Source organism: Streptomyces sp. BF23-19, assembly GCF_041106355.1.
In the GTDB taxonomy this organism is placed as follows: domain Bacteria; phylum Actinomycetota; class Actinomycetes; order Streptomycetales; family Streptomycetaceae; genus Streptomyces; species Streptomyces virginiae_A.
The window spans coordinates 26,272-49,654 of sequence record NZ_JBGBPT010000060.1 but is presented as its reverse complement, the minus strand read 5'-3'; the positions used below and the strand labels follow the sequence as shown (position 1 = coordinate 49,654).

Annotated in this window: 25 protein-coding genes and 1 pseudogene; 11 read left to right on the top strand and 15 right to left on the bottom strand. The window is 71.9% G+C overall.

What is annotated here, in order from left to right:
- Positions 1-76: 76 nt before the first annotated feature.
- The 6 genes from AB8A24_RS29125 to AB8A24_RS29100 form a co-directional block, all read right to left on the bottom strand.
- On the bottom strand, positions 77-1,603 hold the full coding sequence (locus AB8A24_RS29125) for a DoxX family membrane protein (RefSeq protein WP_369478023.1): 1,527 nt from the start codon (positions 1,601-1,603) through the stop codon (positions 77-79).
- 148 nt (positions 1,604-1,751) lie between these two features.
- The gene (gene rlmB / locus AB8A24_RS29120) at positions 1,752-2,723 is read right to left on the bottom strand and encodes a 23S rRNA (guanosine(2251)-2'-O)-methyltransferase RlmB (protein WP_328962738.1); all 972 of its coding nucleotides are present in this window, start codon (positions 2,721-2,723) and stop codon (positions 1,752-1,754) included.
- Positions 2,724-2,817: 94 nt separating this feature from the next.
- Positions 2,818-4,224: a cysteine--tRNA ligase gene (gene cysS / locus AB8A24_RS29115; RefSeq protein ID WP_369478022.1), complete on the bottom strand. Its 1,407-nt coding sequence runs from the start codon at positions 4,222-4,224 to the stop codon at positions 2,818-2,820.
- Positions 4,225-4,318: 94 nt separating this feature from the next.
- The gene (gene ispF, locus AB8A24_RS29110; RefSeq protein WP_266383748.1) at positions 4,319-4,831 is read right to left on the bottom strand and encodes a 2-C-methyl-D-erythritol 2,4-cyclodiphosphate synthase; all 513 of its coding nucleotides are present in this window, start codon (positions 4,829-4,831) and stop codon (positions 4,319-4,321) included.
- Complete coding sequence (gene ispD / locus AB8A24_RS29105; RefSeq protein WP_328962736.1) at positions 4,821-5,567, bottom strand: 2-C-methyl-D-erythritol 4-phosphate cytidylyltransferase; 747 nt, start codon at positions 5,565-5,567, stop codon at positions 4,821-4,823. The genes ispF and ispD overlap by 11 nt, the downstream gene beginning before the upstream one ends.
- A gap of 262 nt (positions 5,568-5,829) precedes the next feature.
- A complete protein-coding gene (locus tag AB8A24_RS29100; protein WP_003953493.1) occupies positions 5,830-6,312 on the bottom strand; it encodes a CarD family transcriptional regulator in 483 nt (160 codons plus the stop codon).
- Between the two features lie 601 nt (positions 6,313-6,913).
- Between AB8A24_RS29100 and AB8A24_RS29095 the strand changes: the two genes are divergently transcribed.
- Positions 6,914-7,606, top strand: coding sequence for a DUF461 domain-containing protein (locus AB8A24_RS29095; RefSeq protein ID WP_328962735.1), 693 nt, complete (start codon positions 6,914-6,916; stop codon positions 7,604-7,606).
- Positions 7,607-7,873: 267 nt separating this feature from the next.
- On the opposite strand, the gene AB8A24_RS29090 is transcribed toward AB8A24_RS29095, so the two are convergent.
- Complete coding sequence (locus AB8A24_RS29090; protein WP_030009598.1) at positions 7,874-8,554, bottom strand: response regulator transcription factor; 681 nt, start codon at positions 8,552-8,554, stop codon at positions 7,874-7,876.
- Positions 8,555-8,595: 41 nt separating this feature from the next.
- A complete protein-coding gene (locus AB8A24_RS29085; protein WP_051763887.1) occupies positions 8,596-9,795 on the bottom strand; it encodes a cell wall metabolism sensor histidine kinase WalK in 1,200 nt (399 codons plus the stop codon).
- Between the two features lie 217 nt (positions 9,796-10,012).
- On the opposite strand from AB8A24_RS29085, the gene phoU reads away from it, so the two are divergent.
- The 3 genes from phoU to AB8A24_RS29070 all read left to right on the top strand — a co-directional run bounded on the left by phoU (position 10,013) and on the right by AB8A24_RS29070 (position 11,231).
- Positions 10,013-10,690: a phosphate signaling complex protein PhoU gene (phoU, locus tag AB8A24_RS29080; protein ID WP_030009600.1), complete on the top strand. Its 678-nt coding sequence runs from the start codon at positions 10,013-10,015 to the stop codon at positions 10,688-10,690.
- Positions 10,691-10,875: 185 nt separating this feature from the next.
- A complete protein-coding gene (locus AB8A24_RS29075; RefSeq protein ID WP_167344738.1) occupies positions 10,876-11,025 on the top strand; it encodes a hypothetical protein in 150 nt (49 codons plus the stop codon).
- A complete protein-coding gene (locus AB8A24_RS29070) occupies positions 11,013-11,231 on the top strand; it encodes a hypothetical protein (RefSeq protein WP_369478020.1) in 219 nt (72 codons plus the stop codon). Before AB8A24_RS29075 ends, AB8A24_RS29070 begins: the two co-directional genes overlap by 13 nt.
- A gap of 16 nt (positions 11,232-11,247) precedes the next feature.
- Here the strand turns inward: AB8A24_RS29070 and AB8A24_RS29065 are convergent, their stop codons facing one another.
- Complete coding sequence (locus AB8A24_RS29065) at positions 11,248-11,805, bottom strand: TetR/AcrR family transcriptional regulator (RefSeq protein WP_369478019.1); 558 nt, start codon at positions 11,803-11,805, stop codon at positions 11,248-11,250.
- 96 nt (positions 11,806-11,901) lie between these two features.
- On the opposite strand from AB8A24_RS29065, the gene AB8A24_RS29060 reads away from it, so the two are divergent.
- The 3 genes and pseudogenes from AB8A24_RS29060 to AB8A24_RS29050 all read left to right on the top strand — a co-directional run.
- Positions 11,902-12,495: a DUF2867 domain-containing protein gene (locus AB8A24_RS29060; RefSeq protein WP_328962732.1), complete on the top strand. Its 594-nt coding sequence runs from the start codon at positions 11,902-11,904 to the stop codon at positions 12,493-12,495.
- 353 nt (positions 12,496-12,848) lie between these two features.
- A complete protein-coding gene (locus AB8A24_RS29055) occupies positions 12,849-13,139 on the top strand; it encodes a hypothetical protein (protein ID WP_328962731.1) in 291 nt (96 codons plus the stop codon).
- 171 nt (positions 13,140-13,310) lie between these two features.
- Positions 13,311-13,445 (top strand): annotated as a pseudogene (locus tag AB8A24_RS29050) (site-specific integrase); the annotation flags it as partial.
- 78 nt (positions 13,446-13,523) lie between these two features.
- On the opposite strand, the gene AB8A24_RS29045 reads toward AB8A24_RS29050, so the two are convergent.
- Entirely contained in the window at positions 13,524-14,285 is a 762-nt protein-coding gene (locus AB8A24_RS29045) for a phosphoglyceromutase (RefSeq protein ID WP_030728436.1), read from the bottom strand.
- 153 nt (positions 14,286-14,438) lie between these two features.
- Between AB8A24_RS29045 and AB8A24_RS29040 the strand changes: the two genes are divergently transcribed.
- On the top strand, positions 14,439-15,734 hold the full coding sequence (locus AB8A24_RS29040; RefSeq protein WP_328962730.1) for an MFS transporter: 1,296 nt from the start codon (positions 14,439-14,441) through the stop codon (positions 15,732-15,734).
- Between the two features lie 74 nt (positions 15,735-15,808).
- Here AB8A24_RS29040 and AB8A24_RS29035 read toward each other — a convergent pair whose 3' ends face one another.
- On the bottom strand, positions 15,809-16,294 hold the full coding sequence (locus AB8A24_RS29035) for a YbjN domain-containing protein (protein ID WP_033225935.1): 486 nt from the start codon (positions 16,292-16,294) through the stop codon (positions 15,809-15,811).
- Entirely contained in the window at positions 16,287-17,657 is a 1,371-nt protein-coding gene (mshA, locus tag AB8A24_RS29030) for a D-inositol-3-phosphate glycosyltransferase (protein ID WP_328962729.1), read from the bottom strand. The genes AB8A24_RS29035 and mshA overlap by 8 nt, the downstream gene beginning before the upstream one ends.
- Before the next feature lie 230 nt (positions 17,658-17,887).
- Here mshA and AB8A24_RS29025 point away from each other — a divergent pair, with 230 nt between their 5' ends.
- The 3 genes from AB8A24_RS29025 (at position 17,888) to AB8A24_RS29015 (ending at position 21,836) form a co-directional block, all read left to right on the top strand.
- Positions 17,888-18,709, top strand: a complete 822-nt coding sequence (locus AB8A24_RS29025) for a class I SAM-dependent methyltransferase (RefSeq protein WP_328962728.1) — start codon at positions 17,888-17,890, stop codon at positions 18,707-18,709.
- 262 nt (positions 18,710-18,971) lie between these two features.
- Positions 18,972-20,021 (top strand): NlpC/P60 family protein, encoded by a 1,050-nt coding sequence (locus AB8A24_RS29020; protein WP_328962727.1) that lies wholly within the window; start codon positions 18,972-18,974, stop codon positions 20,019-20,021.
- A 438-nt stretch (positions 20,022-20,459) separates the two neighbouring features.
- Positions 20,460-21,836 carry a SpoIIE family protein phosphatase gene (locus tag AB8A24_RS29015; RefSeq protein ID WP_328962726.1) on the top strand — a complete coding sequence of 459 codons (1,377 nt, stop codon included), beginning with the start codon at positions 20,460-20,462 and terminating at the stop codon, positions 21,834-21,836.
- Between the two features lie 83 nt (positions 21,837-21,919).
- On the opposite strand, the gene AB8A24_RS29010 is transcribed toward AB8A24_RS29015, so the two are convergent.
- From AB8A24_RS29010 to AB8A24_RS29000, 3 genes are all read right to left on the bottom strand, one after another.
- Positions 21,920-22,258, bottom strand: coding sequence for a DUF2516 family protein (locus AB8A24_RS29010; protein WP_030768091.1), 339 nt, complete (start codon positions 22,256-22,258; stop codon positions 21,920-21,922).
- Positions 22,259-22,399: 141 nt separating this feature from the next.
- The gene (locus AB8A24_RS29005) at positions 22,400-22,942 is read right to left on the bottom strand and encodes a hypothetical protein (RefSeq protein WP_369478018.1); all 543 of its coding nucleotides are present in this window, start codon (positions 22,940-22,942) and stop codon (positions 22,400-22,402) included.
- 23 nt (positions 22,943-22,965) lie between these two features.
- Positions 22,966-23,349 carry a helix-turn-helix domain-containing protein gene (locus AB8A24_RS29000; RefSeq protein WP_030728460.1) on the bottom strand — a complete coding sequence of 128 codons (384 nt, stop codon included), beginning with the start codon at positions 23,347-23,349 and terminating at the stop codon, positions 22,966-22,968.
- Positions 23,350-23,383 lie beyond the last annotated feature (34 nt).

The window sequence follows — 23,383 nt, the reverse complement described above, 5'->3', positions numbered from 1 at the left end:
GGCTTCGCGCGCCCGGCACACGCACGGGGGCCCGGCACGCTCGCGCGCGCCGGGCCCCGATGGCCGTGTGCCGGTGTCAGCCGATGAGCCCGCCGATCAGGCCGGGCTGCTTGGGGGCCGGAGCCCCGCCGCCCGTGCTGCTCCCCGCGGAGGAGGACGGCTGCCTCGGTGCGGAGGACTGCCGGGGGGTGCTGCGCGGGGTCTGCTGCTTGCCGGTGGTGCCGCGCGTCGCGGCCGGCGACTCGGAGCGGGTCCCCGAGGTCCCCTTGGAGGGGCTGCCGGACGCGGTCTTCCCGGACTTCGCGGCGGGCTCGGTCGCGCTCGCCGAGGGCGAGGCGGCCTTGCTCGGCGCCTGCGTGGACCGCTGCTGCCCCGGCTGCGGGCTCGCCGGTGCCTGCGGCAGCGGACGGCCCGGCAGGTAGTTGCTGGGCGCCTCGCCCGGCCCGGGGACGGTGACGACGGTGGAGGAGCGGACGGCGCCGCCGAGGAGCGAGCCGACGAGCAGGGTGAGCCCGCACACGACGGTGGCCATGACGGCCCCGCGGCGCAGGACGCGCCGCCGCAGCCGCCAGATCTCCGAGCGCGGGCCGAGGGTCCGCCAGGCCTCGCCGGCGAGGCGGCCGTCGAGGGAGTAGACGGGGGCCCCCGCGATGATCAGCGGGCTCCAGGCGGCGAGGTAGATGATGTCGGGCGCGTCGTAGGCCGGGACGGTCTTCCAGCTCACCGTCATCAGCAGGGCGGCGGACAGCAGCGCCCCGAAGCAGGCGGCGAACCGCTGCCACAGGCCGAAGACCGTGAGCACGCCGACGATGACCTGGAGGAAGGCGACGCTCAGGCCCGCGCCGACCGGGTGCGCGAGGGCGAAGTCGCGCAGCGGTTCGGCGAGCGCCCACGGGTTCAGCGTGTGCAGCCAGGTGACCATGGAGCCGCGCTCGCCGCCGTCGAAGTAGACGGGGTCGCAGAGCTTGCCCATGCCGGCGTAGATGGAGATGAAGCCGAGGAAGACGCGCAGCGGGAGCAGCACGACGCCGAGGTTCATCCGGCGGCCGGGGTAGTAGGAGGCCTGCCCGCGCGTGTCGGGGCCGGCCCGGCGGGAGTCGGCCCCGGGGCCGAAGCCGGGCGGCTCCTGCTGGTAGGGCAGGTCGCGTACGGCGGCCGGCGGGCGGGTCTCGGTGGGGTCCCCGTAGCTTCGCTGGCCGATGACGGTCGGCGTGGCGACGGTGTCCTCGGCGAGGTCGTGGGCCAGGTCGACGCGGGGGATGACCTGGGTGGCGCCGCCGTCGTACTCGTCGTGTCCGCGGCCGGCCTCACGGACGGCCTGGAGCAGACCGCCCATGGCGGCGGCGTCGCCGGCGTCGGACTTGCCGCTCCAGACCACGGGGGCCCGGCGGCGGGTGGCCCCGGCGGCCGCCACCACGGCGCCACCCAGAACGGGTGCGCGGCCGGGGGCCTTCGCGGGCTTGGAACGCGCGCTCGGGCTCGGTGCGAGCCGCACGCGGAAGCTGGCGTGGTTGACGATGACCTGTGCGGGGTCGCACGGCACCTTGACCATGCTCAGCGCGGGCTGGTCGTCGAACCCTGACGTTCTGGTGTCCACACTCATCTAACCGAGTGATCAGTGCTTAGGACACTGCCTTGACGTCAGGGATGTGTCCGAGACCCGTCAAGATCAAGCCACCCCGCCCGAATCGGGCGGGGTGACACGCTCACGGGTCACATTCCCTGAGCCAAGTGGATCAGTCGCGCGGAGCTCAGACGCGGCCGCGGACGGCGCGGCGGCGGGCCGCCTCGTAGAGCACGACACCGGCGGCGACACCGGCGTTGAGGGATTCGGCGCCGCCCGGCATCGGGATGCGCACGAGGTAGTCGCAGTTCTCGCCGACGAGCCGGCCGAGACCCTTGCCCTCGGAGCCGACGACGATGACGACCGGACCGCCGAGCACCTCCAGGTCCTGGACCTCGTGGGTGCCCTCGGCCGCGAGGCCGACGACGGTGATGCCGGCCTTCTTGTAGTCCTGGAGGGCGCGGGTCAGGTTGGTGACGCGCGAGACCGGGGTGCGGGCGGCGGTGCCGGCCGAGGTCTTCCACGCACCGGCGGTCATGCCGGCGGCGCGACGCTCGGGGATGACCACGCCGTGGCCGCCGAAGGCGGAGACGGAGCGGACGATCGCGCCGAGGTTGCGCGGGTCGGTGACGCCGTCGAGCGCGACGATCAGCGGGTCGTCGCCCTCGTCGTAGGCGGCCGCGGTGAGGTCCTCGGGGTGCGCGTACTCGTACGGCGGGACCTGGAGGACCAGGCCCTGGTGGTTGAGCCCGTTGGTCATGCGGTCGAGCTCGGGGCGCGGGGCTTCCATCAGGTTGATGTTGCCGCGCTCGGCCGCGAGCTGGAGGGCCTCGCGGACGCGCTCGTCGTTGTCGATGAACTGCTGGACGTAGAGCGTCGTGGCGGGGACACCGTCGCGCAGCGCCTCGAAGACCGGGTTGCGGCCGACGACCATCTCGCTGGTGCCCTTGGGACCACCGCGGCGCGGGGCCGGGCGACGCTTGGCCGCCTGGCGGGCCATGGCGTTGCTGATGCGGTTGGCCTTGTGCTTCTTGCGGTCCTCGGCCTTGGGCGTGGGGCCCTTGCCTTCCAGGCCCTTGCGCCGCTGGCCACCGCTGCCGACCGTCGCGCCCTTCTTGTTGGACGTGCGACGGTTCCTGCGCTGGCTGTTCCCGGCCATGACTTCTACCTGTTTTCGTTGGTGCTGCGATATGTACGTATGAAGAGTGTGCCGCCCGGAGCGCCGGGCAGCACACCAAGCTCAGCTGCTGGGCTCAGCGGGGGCCGAGCGTCCAGCGCGGACCGGTGGGGCTGTCCTCGATGACCAGCCCGGACTGCTGGAGCTGGTCGCGGATCGCGTCCGCGGTCGCCCAGTCCTTGCGGGCCCGGGCGGACTCGCGCTGCTCCAGGACGAGTCGTACGAGGGTGTCCACGGCGCCGTGGAGCTCCTCGCCGCGGTCGGACCCGTTCCCACCGTCCCAGTGCGGGTCGAGCGGGTCCAGGCCGAGGACGCCCAGCATGGCCCGTACCTCGGACAGGCGCGCGATGGCCGCGTCCTTGTCGTCGGCGGCGAGCGCGCTGTTGCCCTGGCGGACGGTGGTGTGGACGATCGCGAGCGCCTGCGGGACACCCAGGTCGTCGTCCATCGCCTCGGCGAAGGCGGGCGGGACCTCGCGCGCCGGCTCGACGGGACCGCTGGCCTTCTCGATGACGCGCTGGTAGAAGCCCTCGATCCGGGCGAAGGCCGACTCGGCCTCGCGCAGGGCCTCCTCGCTGTACTCGATCATCGACCGGTAGTGCGGGGTGCCGAGGTAGTAGCGCAGGACGATCGGGCGCCACTGCTTGACCATCTCGGAGACGAGGACGGAGTTGCCCAGCGACTTGGACATCTTCTCGCCGGACATGGTGACCCAGGCGTTGTGCACCCAGTACTTGGCGAACTCGTCGCCGAAGGCCTGGGCCTGGGCGATCTCGTTCTCGTGGTGCGGGAAGATCAGGTCGAGCCCGCCGCCGTGGATGTCGAAGGCCTCACCGAGGTACTTGTGCGCCATGGCGGAGCACTCCAGGTGCCAGCCGGGACGGCCGCGGCCCCAAGGGGTCTCCCAGGAGGGCTCGCCGGGCTTGACGGACTTCCACATGGCGAAGTCACGGGCGTCGCGCTTGCCGGTCTCGCCGGTGCTCTCCGGCTGGCGGATGTTGTCGAGCTCCTGGCGGGAGAGCGAGAGGTAGCCGGGGAAGGACTTCACGTCGAAGTAGACGTTGCCCTCGGACTCGTACGCGTGACCGCGCTCGATGAGGCCGCGCATCATCTCGACCATCTCGGTGACGTGGCCGGTGGCGCGCGGCTCGTAGGTGGGCGGGAGGCAGCCGAGCGCGGTGTAGCCGTCGTTGAAGGCGCGCTCGTTCTCGTAGCCGATGGACCACCACGGGCGGCGCTGCTCGGCGGCCTTCGTGATGATCTTGTCGTCGATGTCCGTGACGTTGCGGATGAAGGTGACCTCGTAGCCCCGGTGCTCGAACCAGCGGCGCATGATGTCGAAGTTGAGGCCCGACCGGATGTGCCCGATGTGCGGGGCGGCCTGCACCGTGGCGCCGCACAGGTAGATCGAGACACAGCCCGCGGTGAGCGGGATGAAGTCGCGGATCTGCCGGGCGCTGGTGTCGTACAGGCGAATAGTCACGGCATCCAGGGTAGTGGCCCTGTAGCAGTGCCCCGCGACCCTTTCGGGACCCGGGGCACCTTTGTTGCCGAAGATGTTCGGCCGCTACGAGCGATCAGGCCGGGTTCGTCCGGTACACGAGGGCCGTGGCGATGGCGGCGAGCCCTTCGGCGCGGCCGGTGAGCCCCAGCCCGTCGGTGGTGGTGCCGGACACCGAGACGGGGGCGCCGGCGGCGGCCGCGAGCGCCTTCTGCGCCTCTTCGCGCCGCTTGCCGATCTTCGGGCGTACGCCGATCACCTGGATGGCGATGTTGCCGATCTCGAAGCCCTCGGCGCGGACGATACGGGCCGCTTCCGCCAGAAGGGTGACGCCCGCGGCTCCGGACCACTCGGGGCGGGAGGTGCCGAAGTGCGCGCCGAGGTCTCCGACGCCGGCGGCGGAGAAGAGCGCGTCGCAGGCGGCGTGGGCGGCGACGTCACCGTCGGAGTGGCCGGCGAGGCCGTCCTCGCCCTCCCAGAGCAGGCCGGCGCACCACAGCTCGCGGCCGGTCTCGAAGGCGTGGACGTCGGTGCCGATGCCGACGAGCGGGATCAGCGGCGCGACGGGAGTGGTCGGCTCAGTAGCCATCGGTGGCCCTCCTGCGGGCGAGTACGGCCTCTGCGAGGACCAGGTCGAGCGGGCGGGTGACCTTGAAGGCCTCTTCGTGGCCCGGGATCACCACGACGGTGACGCCGAGCCGTTCCACCATTCCGGCGTCGTCGGTGGCGCCCTCGCCGGCGACGGCGATCGCGGCGTGCGCCTGCCGGAGGGTGGCGAGGTCGAAGCCCTGCGGGGTCTGCACGGCGCGCAGCCGGGCCCGCTCGGGCGTGCCGAGGACCGGCTCGGGCTCGCCGGGCTTGCCGGGCTCGACCTCCTTGACGGTGTCGGCCAGGGGCAGCGCGGGCACCACGGCGGGCGCGCCGTCGCGTACGGCCTCGATGACCGAGTCCACCGTGTCCACGGGGACGAGCGGGCGGGCCGCGTCGTGGATGAGTACGGAGGTGACGTCCGGCGGCAGCGCGTCGAGGCCGGCGCGGACGGAATCCTGGCGGGTCTCCCCGCCCGGGACGACCAGCAGCTCGGTGCGCTCGGGCAGCGCGTGCTCGCCCAGCAGCAGGCGCACCTCGGCGGCCTCCGCGGGCGGGGCCACGACCACCACGAGGGAGACCGCGCGGGAGCTGGCCATCGCGCGTACGGCGTGGATGAGCATCGGGGTGCCGCCGAGGGCCCGCAGGGCCTTGGGGGCACCGGGACCGAGGCGTACCCCCCGGCCGGCGGCCGGGATCACCGCGGCGGTGCGGTGGGGACGCGTAACGTCAGACATCAGTAGCTCCGAGCCAGGTTTGTGACTTCGGCCGACATGGGTATGGCCTGAAGGGTGCCGGGTGCGACGCCCCTCGCCCCTTCCGTGACGACCGGTCGAGCAGGCTGCCCGGGCCCGGCACGCCATCGCGATGGTGGCAGTAAGGCAAAAGGTACGGATACAGACATGCCGCAGCGCCCGGCAACAGGCCTCTCGTGGAGGAGAGACCTTGTCATCGGGCACCGCGGCAAGCTGCGCACCAAGTGGTGCACGGGGACTCGCGTCAGGACGCGAGCACCTCGTCGAGGAGGGCCTCGGCCTTGTCCTCGTTCGTGTTCTCAGCGAGCGCGAGCTCGCTCACCAGAATCTGGCGTGCCTTCGCGAGCATGCGCTTCTCGCCCGCGGACAGCCCGCGCTCGCGCTCACGACGCCACAGGTCACGCACCACTTCGGCGACCTTGATGACATCGCCAGAAGCGAGCTTCTCCAGATTTGCCTTGTAGCGCCGGGACCAGTTCGTCGGCTCTTCTGCATACGGTGCGCGAAGCACCTCGAAGACCCGGTCCAGCCCGTCCTGGCCGACTACGTCGCGAACGCCGACGAACTCCGCATTGTCCGCAGGCACACGAACCGTCAGGTCGCCCTGGGCGACCTTGAGCACCAAGTAGGTCTTGTCCACGCCTTTGATCTGACGAGTCTCAATGGCCTCGATCAGCGCGGCCCCGTGATGGGGATAGACCACGGTGTCGCCAACCTTGAACGTCATGTGACAGGTACCCCTTCCGTGGCTATCCAGGGTAACACGAGAACTGACCGTTATGAATGGCGTTTTCGCAGGTCAGGGCACATCTCGGGGCTTGACAACAGCAACAGGAACGTGCTGCGGAGAGCTTCCGGAAGAGGGTATTCGCAGGTCGGGGGGGCTGCGCGGACCAGGCGAAAGGGCCACGCTACACCTGCCCGGCACCCCCATCAGTGTGACGTACGTCCCGTTTTGCCGGGTTCCGAGTCGAGAAACCGAACTACTCCGTCCGACTGGCGACCGCCCTCACCGGGCGGGTTCCGGCCCAATCCTGAATTGATCACGAAGTGCGTTCGAGGGAATCCGGAAATTGATCAGCAGGGGGCCGGCGCACGATATGCGAGCGCCACAAGATCGGCGCGGTGAACGGCTCGGTGAACGGCACGGCGGAATGCAAGATCGCGGGACGCTCCCAGGGCGGCGGCTGCGCTGCGGAGGGTCGGGTGCGGGGGCCGGGCGGCGGCTCGGTAACCTAAGCGCGCTGACACACCCTTAGAGCGGCTTTACCTCGGCCGTTCCGAGCGTCCACCCGCCCCTTCCGTTCGTCCAAGGAGATGCCGCCGCCGTGAGCCGCAGCCTTCGACGCGGCGCCCTCGCCGCCACCGCCGTCGTGTTCTCGATCGCCTCGCTGGCCGCATGCGGTGCGGGCCAGGACGCGCAGACCCTCCAGATCAAGCCGGACAACGCCGCCGCCACCAAGGGCGACATCGAGGTCCAGAACGCACTGGTGATCACCCAGGGCCAGAAGGGCGAGAAGGGTCCCGCGGTCGTCTCCGCGACGGTCTTCAACAACGGCACCAAGGCACAGACGCTTGACGGCATCACCCTCCCGGGTGGCAAGGGCAAGGTCGCGCTGAAGCCGGCCGAAGGCTCCGGCAAGGTCACCGTGCCGGCCCTCGGCTACGTCGTGATCGGCGGCAAGGGCAACGCCTCTGCCGTGATCGAGGACGGCGCCGCGACCGTCCGGGACGGCGAGGTCCAGAAGGTCCTCTTCCAGCTGAGCAGCACGGGCGGCATCGAGCTGGAGGCCTTCGTGGTCCCGGCCACCGGTGCGTTCGCGCCGTTCGGCCCGACCGCGGCCCCGGCCCCGGCCGCCACCGCGTCCGGCACCCCCTCGGGCACGCCGTCGGGCTCCCCGTCCGGCTCCCCGTCCGCCGGGGCCACCGGCGCGGCCGCGGGCGCCACCCCGTCCGGGTCCGCCTCGGGCAGCGCCACCGGTACGCCGTCGGGTTCCCCCTCGCACAGCGCCGGCCACTGACGCGGACCCCGCGTACGCATACGGGAAGGGCCCCCATCCGCATCAGCGGGTGGGGGCCCTTCCCGTACGGCCTTCAGGACCGGGTCGACCTACGGCTCGAACTTGTAGCCGAGGCCGCGCACCGTCACCAGGTAGCGCGGCGCGCCCGGGTCCGGCTCGAACCCCATCTCGCGTGCGCCCCTCGCACGGCGAGGCCCGGGGGCCTCACCGGCTTCGGGACGCCGTGCCGGCCTCCGACCGGCCCCGGACCGCGCGAGCGCCCGCGGCCTACGGCTCGAACTTGTAGCCGAGGCCGCGCACCGTCACCAGGTAGCGCGGCGCGCCCGGGTCCGGCTCGATCTTGGCGCGGAGGCGCTTGACGTGGACGTCCAGCGTCTTGGTGTCGCCGACGTAGTCGGCGCCCCAGACCCGGTCGATGAGCTGCATACGGGTCAGCACGCGGCCCGCGTTGCGCAGCAGCATCTCCAGCAGGTCGAACTCCTTCAGCGGGAGGTCCACCTTGCCGCCGGAGACGGTGACGACGTGGCGGTCGACGTCCATCCGTACGGGGCCGGCCTCCAGGGCCGCCGGGGTGACCTCCTCCGGCTCGCCGCGGCGGCGCAGGACCGCGCGGATGCGGGCGACCAGCTCGCGGGAGGAGAAGGGCTTGGTGACGTAGTCATCTGCTCCTATCTCCAGCCCGACGACCTTGTCGATCTCGCTGTCCTTGGCGGTCACCATGATCACGGGGACGTTGGAGCGGCCGCGCAGCTGCCGGCAGACCTCCGTGCCGGGCAGGCCGGGGAGCATCAGGTCGAGGAGGACGAGGTCGGCGCCGTTGCGCTCGAACTCGTCGAGCCCGTCGGGCCCGGTCGCGGCGATGGCGACCTCGAAGCCCTCCTTGCGGAGCATGTAGGACAGGGCGTCGCTGAAGGATTCCTCATCCTCGACGACGAGCACTCGGGTCACGGAAGGACCTCCGGGGCAGGAATGGCTGGGGCGGTTCTGGGTCAGGCAGGGGTCGGGTGGGTGGCGTGGGCCGCCGCCGGGGCCGGCGCGGCCGCTTCAGGGAGTCGCAGGGTGAACGTGGAACCCTGGCCCTCCGAGCTCCATACCGACACCTCCCCGCCGTGCGAGGCCGCCACGTGCTTCACGATCGCAAGGCCGAGGCCGGTTCCTCCCGTGGCTCGGGAGCGGGCCGGGTCCACGCGGTAGAAGCGCTCGAAGATGCGCTCGCGGTCCTTTTCCGGGATGCCGATGCCCTGGTCGGTCACGGCGATCTCGATCAAGTCTCCCCCAGGAGCCGTCACCCTGCGTCCGGCGATGCCGACGCGGGTGCGGGCGGGACTGTAGTTGACGGCGTTCTCGACCAGATTTCCTAGGGCGGCTGCGAGCTGTCCGCGGTTGCCCCATACGCGCAGGTCGGCGGTGCCGCCCGCGGCCATGGTGATCTGCTTCGAGGACGCCGTGTGGCGGCAGCGGTCGATGGCCTCGGCGACCAGCGTGTCCACGCGTACGGGCTCGGCGTCCTCCAGCGGGTCGTCGTTCTGCACCCGGGAGAGGTCGATGAGCTCCTGCACGAGGTTGATCAGTCGGGTGGACTCGATCTGCATGCGGCCGGCGAAGCGGCTGACCGCCTCGGGGTCGTCCGCGGCGTCCATGACGGCCTCGGACAGCAGGGAGATCGCCCCGACCGGGGTCTTCAGCTCGTGCGACACGTTGGCGACGAAGTCGCGGCGTACGGCCTCGATGCGGCGGGCCTCGGTGAGGTCCTCGACCAGGAGGAGCACCAGGCGGGAGCCGAGCGGGGCGACGCGCGCCGAGACCGCGAGGGCCTCTCCCCGACCGGTACCGCGCCGGGGCAGGTCCAGCTCGACCTGGCGTATCTCCCCGTCGCGGCGGGTGTCGCGGGCCATGTGGAGCATCGGCTCCACGGCGAGCTTGCCGCCGCGGACCAGGCCGAGGGCGTACGCCGCCGAGCTGGCCTTGACCACCGCGTCGCCCTCGTCCAGTACGACCGCCGAGGAGCGCAGCACGGAGAGGACCGTGTCCACGCCGGGCGGCAGCACCGCGTTGATGTCGGGGCGCATGGAGCTCCGGGTGGGGCGGGCCTGGTCGCGCTCGCTCCAGCGGAACGCCAGCATCGCGATCACACCGGTGCAAAGACCGGCGATCGCTGCAGCTGCGGCGACCGCCGCGTTCACGTCCATGGATCCAGGTTAAGCAGGCGCGAGGACACTTCCACAGCCGTTCGGGTGGCACCTCGAACAGTCGTCGCCCAGAGTTCACCCTGGCGACGGGGTTGATTCACTTGTGGTGCCGGAGTCGGACGCGTTTGCGGCTCACCGTGTCACCGTGGGGCCGCTGGCCGCCCCGGCCCGCCCCCGGGCAGTACCGCAGTAGTAGGTCGAGAGAGGGACACGAGACATGCGCGACGCGTACCACGAGGAACTGGACTCGATCGGAGAAGGCCTGGTCGAGATGGCCCGACTCGTCGGCTCCGCGATCGGGCGGGCCACGACGTCCATGCTCGACGCCGACCTGAAGCTCGCCGAGAGCGTCATCGCCGCCGACCAGAAGGTCGACGACCTCCAGCACGACCTGGAGGCGCGCGCCATCGCCCTGCTGGCCCGCCAGCAGCCGGTCGCCACCGACCTGCGCATCGTCGTGACCTCCCTGCGGATGAGCGCCGACCTGGAGCGCAGCGGCGACCTCGCCCAGCACGTGGCGAAGCTCGCCCGGCTGCGCTTCCCGGACCGGGCCGTGCCGCGGGACCTGCACGCCACCATCCTGGAGATGGGGCAGCTGGCGCAGCGCCTGATGGCGAAGGCCGCCGAGGTGATCATCACGAAGGACGTCGACCTCGCGCTCCAGCTGGAGCAGGACGACGACGAGATGGACCAGCTGCACCGCACGCTGTTCCAGCACCTGATGGACGACCGCTGGAAGCACGGCATCGAGACGGCCGTGGACGTGACCCTGCTGGGCCGCTACTACGAGCGCTTCGCGGACCACGCGGTGTCGGTGGCCAAGCGCGTGGTGTACCTGGTGACGGGTGAGCACGCGGACGACCTGCAGCAGCCGACGCAGGTCGAGGGCGTCTGACGCACCGGCCTCGTCGGAGGCGGGGAGTCCGGACGAGGGCGTCCGGACCGTGGGCGGACCGTGGGCGGGCCGCGGGCCGTGCCGAGCCCCAATGCGCCGTTGACGCGCCGGTGGTGCTGGGCATGAATGAGGGCGAGGGCGGTCCGACGTACGAAGTCCCGTACGGCCGCCTACGAGGAGGAACCATGCCCGATTCCCCCGTCCCCATCACCCCGGAGCAGGAGCAGCCCCCGAGGCCGGAGCCGCTGCGGCTACCGCTGCTCGCGGCCTGCGGTTGCGGCTCCGGCTGCGGCTGCGGCTGCCAGTCCGGCGCCCCCTGCCAGTGCGGCGGCTGACCGCCTCCACCGGCTGCACGCGAAGACGGGCCCCGTCCATCACCGGACGGGGCCTTTCGCATGCGTGCGCGCGGAACCCCTTCCTCCACATCAACTACCCGAAGGCGCCCAACTTCGGGAACGGCGACATCGACAAGATCGAGGTCCAGGTCGCCTGGGAGGGCGAGGACAGCGCCGTGGTCACGTTCGAGACCTACCCCGGCTAGCTCGTCTCCGGGCCGGCTACCTCAGGAGCCAGTTCCGGGTGAGCTCCATGACCTCCGCGCGGGTGCGGCCGCCGTGGTCGACGTGGATGAAGTGCTCGCCGATCCGCAGCGAGTAGGCCAGCAGGCAGCGGACCTCGACGTCGTCCTCGTCGGCGCAGATGACGCGGAACAGCGAACGCAGGTACTCCATGCGCCGATTGTCGGTACGCCGCACCCGCCGCGCGACGTCCTCGTCGCGCCGGGCCCAGTCGCGGATCGCGAGGTCGGCGGTGGTGCCCCTGACCGGCCCGTCGGCCGACGAGGCGATCGCGAACAGGCGCTCCAGCCTGGCCCGCGCGTCTCCCCCGCCGCCCTCGACCTGCTCGATCACGGCCTCGGCGACCTCGTGCTCCCAGGTGTCGAGCATCTCGGTGAGCAGTGCGCCCCGGCTGCCGAAGTACCCGTAGAAGCCGCCCTTGCTGACGCCGAGCGCCTGCGCCAACGCCTCGACGCGGACGGCCTCGGGGCCGCCGGCGGCGAGGGCCCGCAATCCTTCCTCGATCCACTTTCCGCGTGGTGTGCGGGTCGCGCCCATGCCGTGCTCCTCCTCACGCGGCCCCCATCTATACGGTTCCGTATAGATGAGTGCTAGCCTCGATCTATACGGCATCGTATAGATAGGGGCCGACCGATGAGACTCCCCAAGACCGCGCACACCTCCCGACCCTGGCGGATCCACGAGATCGCCGGCGACTTCCAGGTCGAGGACGTGTGGGCACTGCCGACCCCGGGCGGGCCGGACGACCTCGCCCGCCTGGTGCGCCAGTTCGCGCAGGGCGCGGGGGATCCGGCCTCCTCCCCCGTGGCGCGCGTCCTCTTCGCGGTCCGCCACGGGCTCGGCAAGCTGTTCGGCTGGGACAGGCCCGACGGCGGCCTCGGCACCCGGGTCCCGACCCTGCGCGACCGCCTGCCGGCCGACCTCCGCGAGGGCGAGCGGGGCCCCGACCTCCGGTCGGCCCCGTTCACCTCGATCTTCCAGACCCACGACGAGTGGGCGGCGGAGACCGCCAACCGGACCGTGCACGGGGTGCTGCACATCGGCTGGGTCCCGGACGGCAACGGCGGGTACCACGGCGAGATGACCGTCCTGGTGAAGCCGAACGGCCGCCTGGGCACCCTCTACATGCTGGGCATCAAGCCCTTCCGGTACCTGGGGGTCTACCCGGCGCTGCTGCGCTCGATCGGCCGCGAGTGGCGCGAGAACGCACCCACCGCCACCCCCTGAGCCCCGCCGCGAGCCGGCCCCGGGCCCGAAAAATGCCTCCCACCCGCGCCGTACGCGCAGGTGGAAGGCATGATCACGAAGGTTACTCCTTCTTGCCCGGGCCTGGCGGGCCCGCTTTTCAGCCCCTGCCGGTCGCCCACGCCGCGATGCGGGCTCACGCTCATTTGGGGCCCCCGAAGCAGAGGAGAGCCCCGTGGGCACCGGAGCCCCCGCCCGCCGTTCCCCGGCGAGCGGGGGGCTCTGTGCGCGGCTGGAAGGGGGCGGTCCGGCCGGATGGGGGGTCGGGCGGGGCTGAACGGGGGACCGGTGGGGTGGGGCGGTAACCGGGGGGACGGGCGGGGCGTTCCCCGCGCATGAAGCTGAATCGAACCTCGCTCGTCGGCGCTCTCGCCGGCGCCGTCCTGCTCCTCGGCGGTGCGCCCGCCCAGGCCGCCGACAACCCGCTGCTCTCGCTCCTGAACAACCTCAACGTCTCCGACATCTCGGAGGTCGTGCACGTGCCGATCGAGCGCGTCCTGAACCCCAACGTCGTCCTGTCCAACGGCAACGTGGCCGCGCTCCAGGACACGGCGGAGGCCCTCCTGGCCAAGCCCGCCGCACCGGCCGTCGCCCCGGCCGCGCCCGCCGCGCCGGCCGCCCCCTGACCCCACTCCACGCGAGAGGGCCGTCACCCCGGCCAAGGCGGCCGTCACGCCGCCGAGTCAGCACAAGGGCCCTGCCTGGAGTCTCCGGACAGGGCCCTGCTGCGCGCACGGGCTCCGGTCGGCCGCCGCACTGGCACGGCGCGCCCGACTGGCGGCCGCAGGCTGCGAGGAGCTGAAGCCGAGCACCTCGGGCACTCCGACCCTGGGCTGACTCTGAAGGTGTACGCGCACCTGATGCCCAGCAGCCGGGACCGGGCCCGGAAGGCCCTCTACGAGGCGCTCCGCCCACAAGAGCCGCCGGCCTGAGGGCCCAGAGTGGACCCAGGGTCTGAAAATGCCCCCCACCGGCGCCGTGTGCGCAGGTGGGAGGCATGATCACGAAACTTACTTCTTCTTGCCCTGGTTCTTGACGGCCTCGATGGCGGCCGCGGCCGCGTCCGGGTCGAGGTAGGTGCCGCCCGGGTTCAGGGGCTTGAAGTCGGCGTCCAGTTCGTAGACGAGCGGGATGCCGGTCGGGATGTTCAGGCCCGTGATGTCGGCGTCCGAGATGCCGTCCAGGTGCTTGACCAGACCGCGCAGGGAGTTGCCGTGCGCGGCGACCAGGACCGTGCGGCCCGCGAGCAGGTCCGGGACGATGCCGTCGTACCAGTACGGCAGCATGCGCTCGACGACGTCCTTGAGGCACTCCGTGCGCGGACGCAGCTCGTTCGGGATCGACGCGTAGCGCGGGTCCGCGGACTGCGAGAACTCCGTACCGTCCTCCAGGACCGGCGGCGGGGTGTCGTACGAGCGACGCCACAGCATGAACTGCTCCTCGCCGAACTCCGCGAGGGTCTGCGCCTTGTCCTTGCCCTGGAGCGCACCGTAGTGGCGCTCGTTCAGGCGCCAGGAGCGGTGCACCGGGATCCAGTGACGGTCCGCGGCCTCCAGCGCGAGCTGCGCCGTGCGGATGGCGCGCTTCTGCAGCGAGGTGTGCAGCACGTCGGGCAGCAGGCCGGCGTCCTTGAGCAGCTCACCGCCCCGGACCGCCTCCTTCTCGCCCTTCTCGGTGAGGTTGACGTCCACCCAGCCGGTGAACAGGTTCTTCGCGTTCCAGTCGCTCTCGCCGTGGCGGAGGAGGATCAGCTTGTACGGTGCGTCGGCCATGCGTACGAGCCTAGTGGACGCCCGTGGGCGCTCGCGCGCGGTGCGGGGTCCCGCCGGATTGACGGCGCGCGTCAATCGACTGGCGCCCGGAGCCCTGCCGCTCGTAATGTGCACGCCGTACGAGTGATGCTTACACCGCCGGGGGGATCCTTCATGTCCGCTGCCCGTTTGGCACACGCCGCCCGGGAGAGCGTCTCCGGGCTGCCCCGGGCCTTCTGGTGGCTCTGGACCAGCACCCTGGTGAACCGGCTCGGGGCCTTCGTCGCCACCTTCATGGCCTTGTACCTGACCCTGGACCGGGGCTACTCGGCCTCCTTCGCGGGACTGGTCGTCGCCCTCCACGGGCTCGGCGGTGTGATCTCCTCCCTGGTCGCCGGTGTGATGACCGACCGGCTCGGGCGCCGGCCCACGCTGCTGGCGGCCCAGGCGTCGACCGCCTTCTCGGTGGCCCTGCTCGGCTTCATGGAACATCCGGCGGCGATCGCGGCCGTGGCCCTGCTGGTCGGTATGACCTCGAACGCCTCCCGGCCGGCGGTCGCGGCGATGATGGCGGACATCGTCCGCCCCGAGGACCGCGTACGGGCCTTCGCCCTCAACTACTGGGCCATCAACCTCGGCTTCGCCGTCAGCGCGACGGCGGCGGGGCTGATCGCGGAGTACAGCTACCTGGCCGGCTTCCTGGGCGAGGCCGCGCTGACGCTCGCCTGCGCGGTGCTGGTCTTCGTCAAGCTGCCCGAGTCCCGGCCCGAGGGCGCGCCCACCGGTGCGGGGAAGGGGACCGGCGAGGAGCCCGCGATCGGGCTCGGGACGGTGCTGCGGGACGGCCGGTTCATGAGCGTGGTCGGACTGTCGTTCCTGATCTCGTTGATCTTCACGCAGGGCTCGGTCGGCCTGCCGGTCGCGATGGGCGCCGCCGGGTTCTCGCCCGGGGACTACGGGCTGGTCGTCGCCGTGAACGGGCTGCTGATCGTGCTGCTCCAGATCCCGGTCACGGCCTTCATCGAGCACCGCGACCCGCAGAAGCTGCTGGTGATCTCGGCGTTGCTGGCGGGGTACGGGTTCGCGCTGACGGCCTTCGCCGGGCCGGTGTGGGCGTACGCGCTGACGGTGTGCGTGTGGACCCTGGCCGAGATCGTGAACTCGCCGACCCAGATGGGCCTGGTCGTGCGGCTCTCGCCGGTGCACGGGCGCGGGCGCTACCAGGGGGTCTACAACCTGTCCTGGGCGGTGGCAGCGCTGGTCGCGCCGCTGATGGCGGGCTTCGTGATCGACCGGTACGGGGCGGACCTGCTGTGGGCGGCCACCGGTGTCCTGGGCACGGTGGCGGCAGCCGGCTACTGGCTGCTGATGCGGGGTCTCTCCGAGGGTGCGGGTACGGGCGGTACGGCCGTGGCCGGTGGTGCCGGCGCGGCGATGTCGAAGCCCGTTCCGGCCGACGCCGGGGCGTAGCGCGGCCTGCGCCGTCGCTGGGGCTCCGCCCCGGACCCCGCGCCTCGAACGCCGGCGAGGCTGTATTTCAGCCGTTACGACGGCCGCGTCAGGTGCTTGAACGCGTCGAGGTTGAAGGTCGGCTCGCCGCGCGAGACCCGCCACTCGTACTCGCGCCGGATCGCGCTCGCGAAGCCCAGCTCCAGCAGTGTGTTGAACGAGCCGTCCGCGGCCTCCAGCACCGTGCCGAGCAGCCGGTCCAGCTCCTCCGGGGTGACCACCGACAACGGCAGGCGGGCCGTGAGGTAGATGTCGCCGAGGCGGTCCACCGCGTACGCCATGCCGTACAGCTTGAGGTTGCGCTCCAGCAGCCAGCGGTGGACGCCCGCCTCGTTCTCGTCGGGGTGCCGGATCACGAAGGCGTTGACCGACAGCGAGTGCCGGCCGACCTTGAGCGAGCAGGTGGTGCTCAGCTTGCGGGTGCCGGGGAGCTGGACGACGTAGGTCCCCGGCTGGGGGCTCTCCCAGTCCAGCTCCGCGGCGGTGAGCGCGCTCTCGACGATCTCGGCGGTGTCAGCCATGGTGGGAGCGTACGCGACGGCGATGATCATGCATGGCCGCGGTGTAGACGTCGGCCGTGCCGCTCGCCGCGGTGTCCCAGCCGAAGAACTGCGCGTGCCGTGCCGCCTCGGCGCCCATCCGGTCCGCGAGCGCCGGCTCGTCGACGAAGCGCCGCAGCTCCCGCGCGTAGTCCACCGGGTCGTGCCCGGGTACGAGGAGCCCCGTGACCCCGTCGTTGACGGCGACGGGCAGCCCGCCGACCTCGGCGGCGAGCACCGGGGTACCGGCGGCCTGGGCCTCTATCGCGACGAGCCCGAAGGACTCGCTGTAGGAGGGCATGACCAGCACGGACGCCGCCCGGAACCAGTCCGCGAGGCCGTCCTGCGCGACCGGCGGGTGGAAGTGCACGAGGTCGGCGATGCCGAGCTTCGCGGCGAGCTTCTGCAGGCCCTCCGGCTTGGCGAGGCCGCTGCCGCTGGGCCCGCCGACGACGGGGACGAAGAGGCGGCGGCGCAGCGAGGGGTCCTGGTCGACCATGACGGCGACGGCGCGCAGCAGGATGTCGGGGGCCTTCAGCGGTTGGATCCGCCCGGCGAAGAGGGGGATGACGGCGTCCGGCGGCAGGCCGAGGCGGGCGCGGGCGGCGGCCCGGCCGTCGCCGACCGTGAAGCGGTCGAGGTTCACGCCGGGGTGGACGACGGCCACCTTGGCGGGGTCGGCCTCGTAGTGCCGCACGAGTTCGTCGGCTTCCTCGGCGGTGTTGGCGATGAGCCGGTCGGCGGCGGCCACGATCTGCGTCTCGCCTATGACGCGGGCGGCGGGCTCGGGCGTGTCGCCCTCGGCCAGCGCCGCGTTCTTGACCTTCGCCATGGTGTGCATGGCGTGCACGAGCGGGACGCCCCAGCGTTCGGCGGCAAGCCAGCCGACGTGGCCGGAAAGCCAGTAGTGGGAGTGGACGAGGTCGTAGTAGCCGGGGCGGTGGCCGGCCCAGGCCTGCATCACGCCGTGGGTGAAGGCGCACAGCTGGGCCGGGAGCTCCTCCTTGGCGAGGCCTTCGTAGGGGCCCGCGTCCACGTGCCGTACGAGGACGCCGGGGGCCAGGTCGACCACGGGCGGCAGGCCGCCGGTGGTGGCCCGGGTGAAGATCTCGACCTCGATGTTGATGGCGGCGAGCCGCTTGGCCAGCTCCACGATGTAGACGTTCATGCCGCCGGCGTCGCCGGTACCGGGCTGGTGCAGCGGTGAGGTGTGCACGCTGAGCATGGCCACGCGGCGCGGCTTGCGGTGGTGGCCGACGGCCGGCAGACGCAGCCGCGGCGGCTCGTGGCGGGTGGCACGGGCGGCGGCGAGGCGGCCACTGAGGCGGGACACGTACTGGCTCAAGGGACCAGTCCTCTCGGCTCGGACGGCGCGCGCCCGACGCTCGGACGGCATGACGGACGACATGCCGGACGGCATGACGGCGAGGGCGCGGAGGACGCCCTGCAAGGAGTGCAACCCGGATGGCCGTCCCCCGCATTCCGGGGTGTCCGGTTTTCCTGGAGGTTTCCTCGTATTCGGTGGTGCGTCGCGGGGTTTTCATGGTGTGCGGGCCCTCCGCTTACCCTCGGCTCATGGCCTCCCGCAGTACCCCGCCCCCCAGCCGCACGCCCGGCCGCCCTGTGGGCTCGGTGACGCGCGGGACGACCAATCCGAACCGGTTGCGCCGGATGGACCGCTGGATCGCGGCCACCCACGGGGCCGCGCTGCGGCGCGCGGAGGCGCCGGTCGCGGTGGACCTGGGCTACGGGGCCGCGCCGTGGACGGCGGTGGAACTGTTGGCGCGGCTGCGGGACGCGGCGCCGCGGGTGCGGGTGGTCGGCATCGAGATCGAACCGGCGCGGGTGGCGGGGGCGAAGCCGTACGAGCGGGAGGGGCTGAGCTTCCGGCACGGCGGTTTCGAGGTACCGCTGGACGGTGGGGCCCGCCCGTCGCTGATCCGCGCGGCAAACGTATTGCGCCAATACGACGAGGAGCAGGTCGCCGAGGTCTGGGCGCGGCTGTGCGGGCGGCTGGCCCCGGACGGGCTGCTGGTGGAGGGGACCTGCGACGAGATCGGGCGGCGGCACGTGTGGGTGGCGCTGGGCCCGGAGGGAGCGCGCACGGTGACGTTCGCGACCCGGCTGGGCTCCCTGGAGCGCCCCTCGGACCTGGCGGAACGGCTGCCGAAGGCGCTGATCCACCGGAACGTGCCCGGCGAGCCGGTGCACGCGTTCCTGCGCGACTTCGACCGGGCGTGGGCGGCGGCGGCCCCGTACGCCGCCTACGGGGCACGGCAGCGCTGGATCCGGACGGCGCGGGCGCTGTCCGGCGACTGGCCGCTGGTGGACGGGCCGCGGCGGTGGCGGCAGGGGGAACTGACGCTGCCCTGGGAGGCGTTGCGCCCGGTGGAGTGAATGCGGTGTGCGGGGGAACCAGGGGGTCGGGGTGGTCCGTTGAACCGTGCGGGGCTGGAAATGACGCCCGTCGGGTGGACAAGATCGGATCGCCATCCACAAGGGTGTTGTAATTCGTCGACTCGTGGCACCATCCCGATGGCAGTGCGAAGTTACTGATGAATAGTCAGATCTGATACGAGGTCTGGCTCGGGTGCCTGGGGGGACCATGGGAGCCGCAAGGCAATGGCGAGGCGCAAGTTCTCTCGTGCTGCTGTGCACGATGGCGATACTGACGGCGCCGGGCCTCGCGACGGGCATCGCGTACGCGGCTCCGGCGGCACCCGCCGCGCCCGCCGCACCGGCGGCTCCGGCCGCGCCCCTCCCCGAACCGGGCGTCAAGTCCCTGGAGCAGGTCCGCAAGGAGATCGAGGACCTGTACCGGCAGGCGGGCACCGCCACCGACGCCTACAACCTCGCCGAGGCCGAGACCAAGGCCCAGTCGGACAAGATCGTCGAGATCGCCCGTCTCGTCGTCGCCGGCAAGGAGAAGATCGCCGACCTGAAGAACCGGGCGGGCGCCGCCGCTCGTGCCCAGTACCGCTCGGGCGGGATGCCGCCGGGCGCGCAGCTGGCGCTGAGCAACGACCCGAACCACTACCTCGACGGGGCGGGCCGACTGCGTCAGGGCGAGAAGGCCGCCTCGAACATGCTCTCCGAACTGGACCGCACCCAGGCCGACTTGGAGCGCTACGCCCAGGAGGCGAGCGACCGCTGGGCCATCCTGGAGGCCAACCGGGTCAAGTCGGAGGACTCCAAGAAGCAGGTCGAGGAGAAGATCAAGGCCGCTGAGGAGCTGGAGAGCAAGCTGGAGGCCGAGGAGAAGGCCCGGCTGATCCAGCTGGAACAGGAAGCCCAGTACAAGGCGCAGACGGCGTGGCTGTCGACGGGCGCGATGAAGGACGTCAACGGCGCGGCGACGGAAGCGGGCAAGCGGGCCGTGCAGTTCGCCACCGCCCAGATCGGCAAGCCGTACAAATGGGGCGCCGTGGGCCCGTCGTCGTTCGACTGCTCCGGGCTGACCTCCCAGGCCTGGCTGGCGGCGGGCCGGGGCATCCCGCGCACCTCGCAGGAGCAGCTGCGGCTGCTGCCGAAGGTCGCGCTGAAGGACATGCGCCCGGGCGACCTGATCATCTACTTCGACGACGCGACCCACGTCGGCATGTACGTCGGCGACGGCGCGATGGTCCACGCCCCGCGCCCCGGCCGGAACGTGACCCTCGCGGGCGCGGGCTCGATGCCCATCAAGGCAGTGGTCCGCCCCGACGCGTAACCCTGCCGGGTCGCCCGGCGACACGGGTGCCGGGGCTCCGCCCGGTACCCGCCGGCGCGCGGCGCGGGAGGCTTCGACCGGCGGGGTTCGACGACCCGGGCACGGGGCCATGGGCACCACACGGGACCATGGACACAACACGGGGCCCACGGGCGCGGGGCCCACGGGCGCGGGGCCACGGGCGCGGCGCGGGGATCTTCGACCGGGCGGATGGGATCGGGTGACGCAGGCAACCCGGCGGGCCTCGGACACGTCTCGGTGGACGGGACGGAACACGGCCCCGCCGTGACCTTTGTCATCCAGTGAGGCCGATTTTCCCCCGCGATAACCGCATATGACGGAGGCCCTCGCCAAGAACGGCATTCCGTTTGTCGGGCAGGGACCGCTAGGGTCTGCCGGACGAGCGCACCCTCGGGGGGAGGGAAGGAACCGGAGACGATGCCCGTACCCGTACCGCGGCAGAGGGACACCTCGGCCACGGAGAGCGGTCAGGCCGTTCTGCACACCGCCGCCCCGGCCGTAGCCGCCACGGGCGTCGCGCAAGCGACCCCTCAGACGACCGCCCCTCACACGACCCCGCTGACCCTCCTGGTCATCGAGGACGACCCGGCCGGCGGTCTCACCGTCCCCGAGATCCTCGACGCGGACGGCCACCGCATCCGGCTCCGCACCGCCCGCAACCTCACCGAGGCCGAGCGGCTGCTCACGCCCGACGTGCACTGCATCCTCCTCGACCTGTCCCTCCCGGACGCCAGCGCCCGTACGCCCGGAGCGACGGCCAACGGCTCGGTCAACGGGGCGGCGGGCACGGTCAACGGAACCGGCACCGCCACCGCCGTGGACCAGCTGCTCGCCCTGCGCCAGGTGCTGCGCATCGCCCCGCGCCACGCCGTCCTCGTCCTGACCGGCGAGGACGACGTCGAGCGCGCCGCCGAGGCCGTCCGGGTCGGCGCCCAGGACTTCCTCTTCCGGGACGAGCTGGACGGCCGGTTGCTGAGCCGTGCCATCCGCTACGCCGTGGAGAGAAAACGGGCGGACATCGCCCAGTACAAGCTCGCAGAATCGAAACTGCGCGCCCAGGAGAACGCCCGGCTGGAGCGCGGTCTGCTCCCCACGCCCCTCCTGGAGGGCTCCGACCTCCGCTTCGCCGCCCGCTACCGCCCCGGCCGCAGCCGGGCCCTGCTCGGCGGTGACTTCTACGACACCGTCCGCACCCCCGACGGCACCGTCCACGCCATGATCGGCGACGTCTGCGGCCACGGCCCGGACGAGGCCGCGCTCGGCGTCGAGCTCCGCATCGCCTGGCGCGCCCTGACCCTGGCCGGGCTCTGCGGCGACGACCTGCTGGCCACCCTCCAGGAGGTCCTGGAGGTGGAGCGGCCGTGCGAGGAGATATTCGCGACGCTGTGCACGGTCGACATCGCCCCGGACGGCCGCCGCGCCGGTCTGTGCCTGGCCGGCCATCCGGCTCCGCTGATATCCCGGCCGGGCCGCCGCGCGCGGCTGCTCCCGTACGAGAACAGCGGCCCGGCCCTCGGGCTGCTGCCCCGGGCCCGCTGGCCGCGCCGCCAGGTCGAGCTCGGCGGCACCTGGAGCCTGATGCTCTACACCGACGGCCTGATCGAGGGCCGCATCGGCGAGGGCAAGGAACGTCTGGGCCAGGACGGCATGGTCGACATGATCAACCGCCACCTGGATCGCGGTCTGAGCGGTGAGGGCCTGCTGGAGGCCTCCGTCACCGAGGCCCGCCGCCTCAACGGCGGCGAGCTGACCGACGACGTGGCCGTGGTCCTGCTCTCCCGCGCCGAGGGCTGATCCCACCGGACAACGGCCGCGACCGCAGCCACGACCACCGCCACGGGGCTCCCGCTCCCGCTCCTGCTCCGGCCGCTGCGCGCCTAGCGTCCGCCGTTGTAGGGCCCGTACGGCCCGTCACTGCTGCTGCCGCCGCGCCGGCCGCCACCGCCCGAGACCTGCTTGAGGGCCGGGCGTACGTCGACGAAGAAGACGATGGTCGCGACGAGACCGGCGATCTGCAGGAACAGCATCCCCAGGAGGAAGTCCACGGCCACGGTGACGCCGAGGATGACCAGCCAGAAGGTCTTGCTCTGCTTGTCGGCCGCCCGGTACGCGTCCTCGCGCGCCACCAGCGCGATCACGAAGGCCACGACGGCAAGCGCCAGCATGACGTACCCGAGGAACGGGATCACGCCCCGATCGAACCCATCGATCAACATCGCTTCGACCGCCTTCTCAGCTTCTGCTTCGCTCTTCCGGTGCCGCCCGACTCCACGCTACCGGCACGGGCGCCTTCATGAATCACAACGGGCCGGGCACCTGAAGGGTGCCCGGCCCGCCGTCACTCATGCGGTTCCGCTTCAGCTCGCGTCGTCCGCCGTGACCGTGGCCTTCTTCGCCGTGCTCTTGCGCGCGGCGGGCTTCTTCACGGCGGGCTTCTCGTCGGCGGCGGCCTCGGCGACCGGCTCCGACACCGGCTCCGCCGCGGACTCGGGCTCGACGGCCACGGCGATGTCGACGATCTCGGCGGAGACGTCGCCCCGCCAGTTCCGCACGGCCTGCTCACCGTGCACGGCGACCTTGTCGTACGTCTCCTTGGCGCGCACCGCGTACTCGGCGGCCACGCCGACACCGCGCAGCGCGAGGTCCTGGGCGGTCTCCCCGAACTTCTTCGGGTCGATCGCGCCGAGCACCTCGTTGAACTTGGCGGTGACCGCCTCCTGCACAGCCTTCGGGTCCGTGTTCTTCACGGCCTCGATGCGCGCGGGGGCCTCGGCGCGCAGCTGCTCGATCAGGTCGGGCACCTTCTTGGCCTGCTGCACGGCCAGGTCGGCGGTGCCGGCGGCGAAGTAGAGGGGAGTGGGGTCGGTGAGGGTCTTCTTCAGGTCATCGGCGATGGCCATGTGCTGGTCCTCCCGGATCAACTTCAGTTCGTCTTCGACGGCATCTCGTCGGCGGGCGTGTCGAGCGCGTTCTCCTTGCGGAACGACTCGTAGATCTGGAGCAGCACCTGCTTCTGCCGCTCGTTGATGGACGGGTCGGCGAGTATGACGGCTCGCGTCTCCACCTCGTCCGGGTCCCGCTCATCCAGGATCCCGGCCTGCACGTACAGCGTCTCCGCGGAGATCCGCAGCGCCTTGGCGAGCTGCTGCAGGATGTCCGCGCTCGGCTTGCGCAGCCCGCGCTCGATCTGGCTCAGGTACGGATTCGACACCCCCGCCTGCTCCGCCAGCTGCCGCAGCGAAAGCTGGGCCTGCCGACGCTGCTCACGGAGGTACTCGCCGAGATTTCCGACGTTGAGCGATGCCATGCTCAGATCCTGCCCGACTCTGCTAACTATTGCA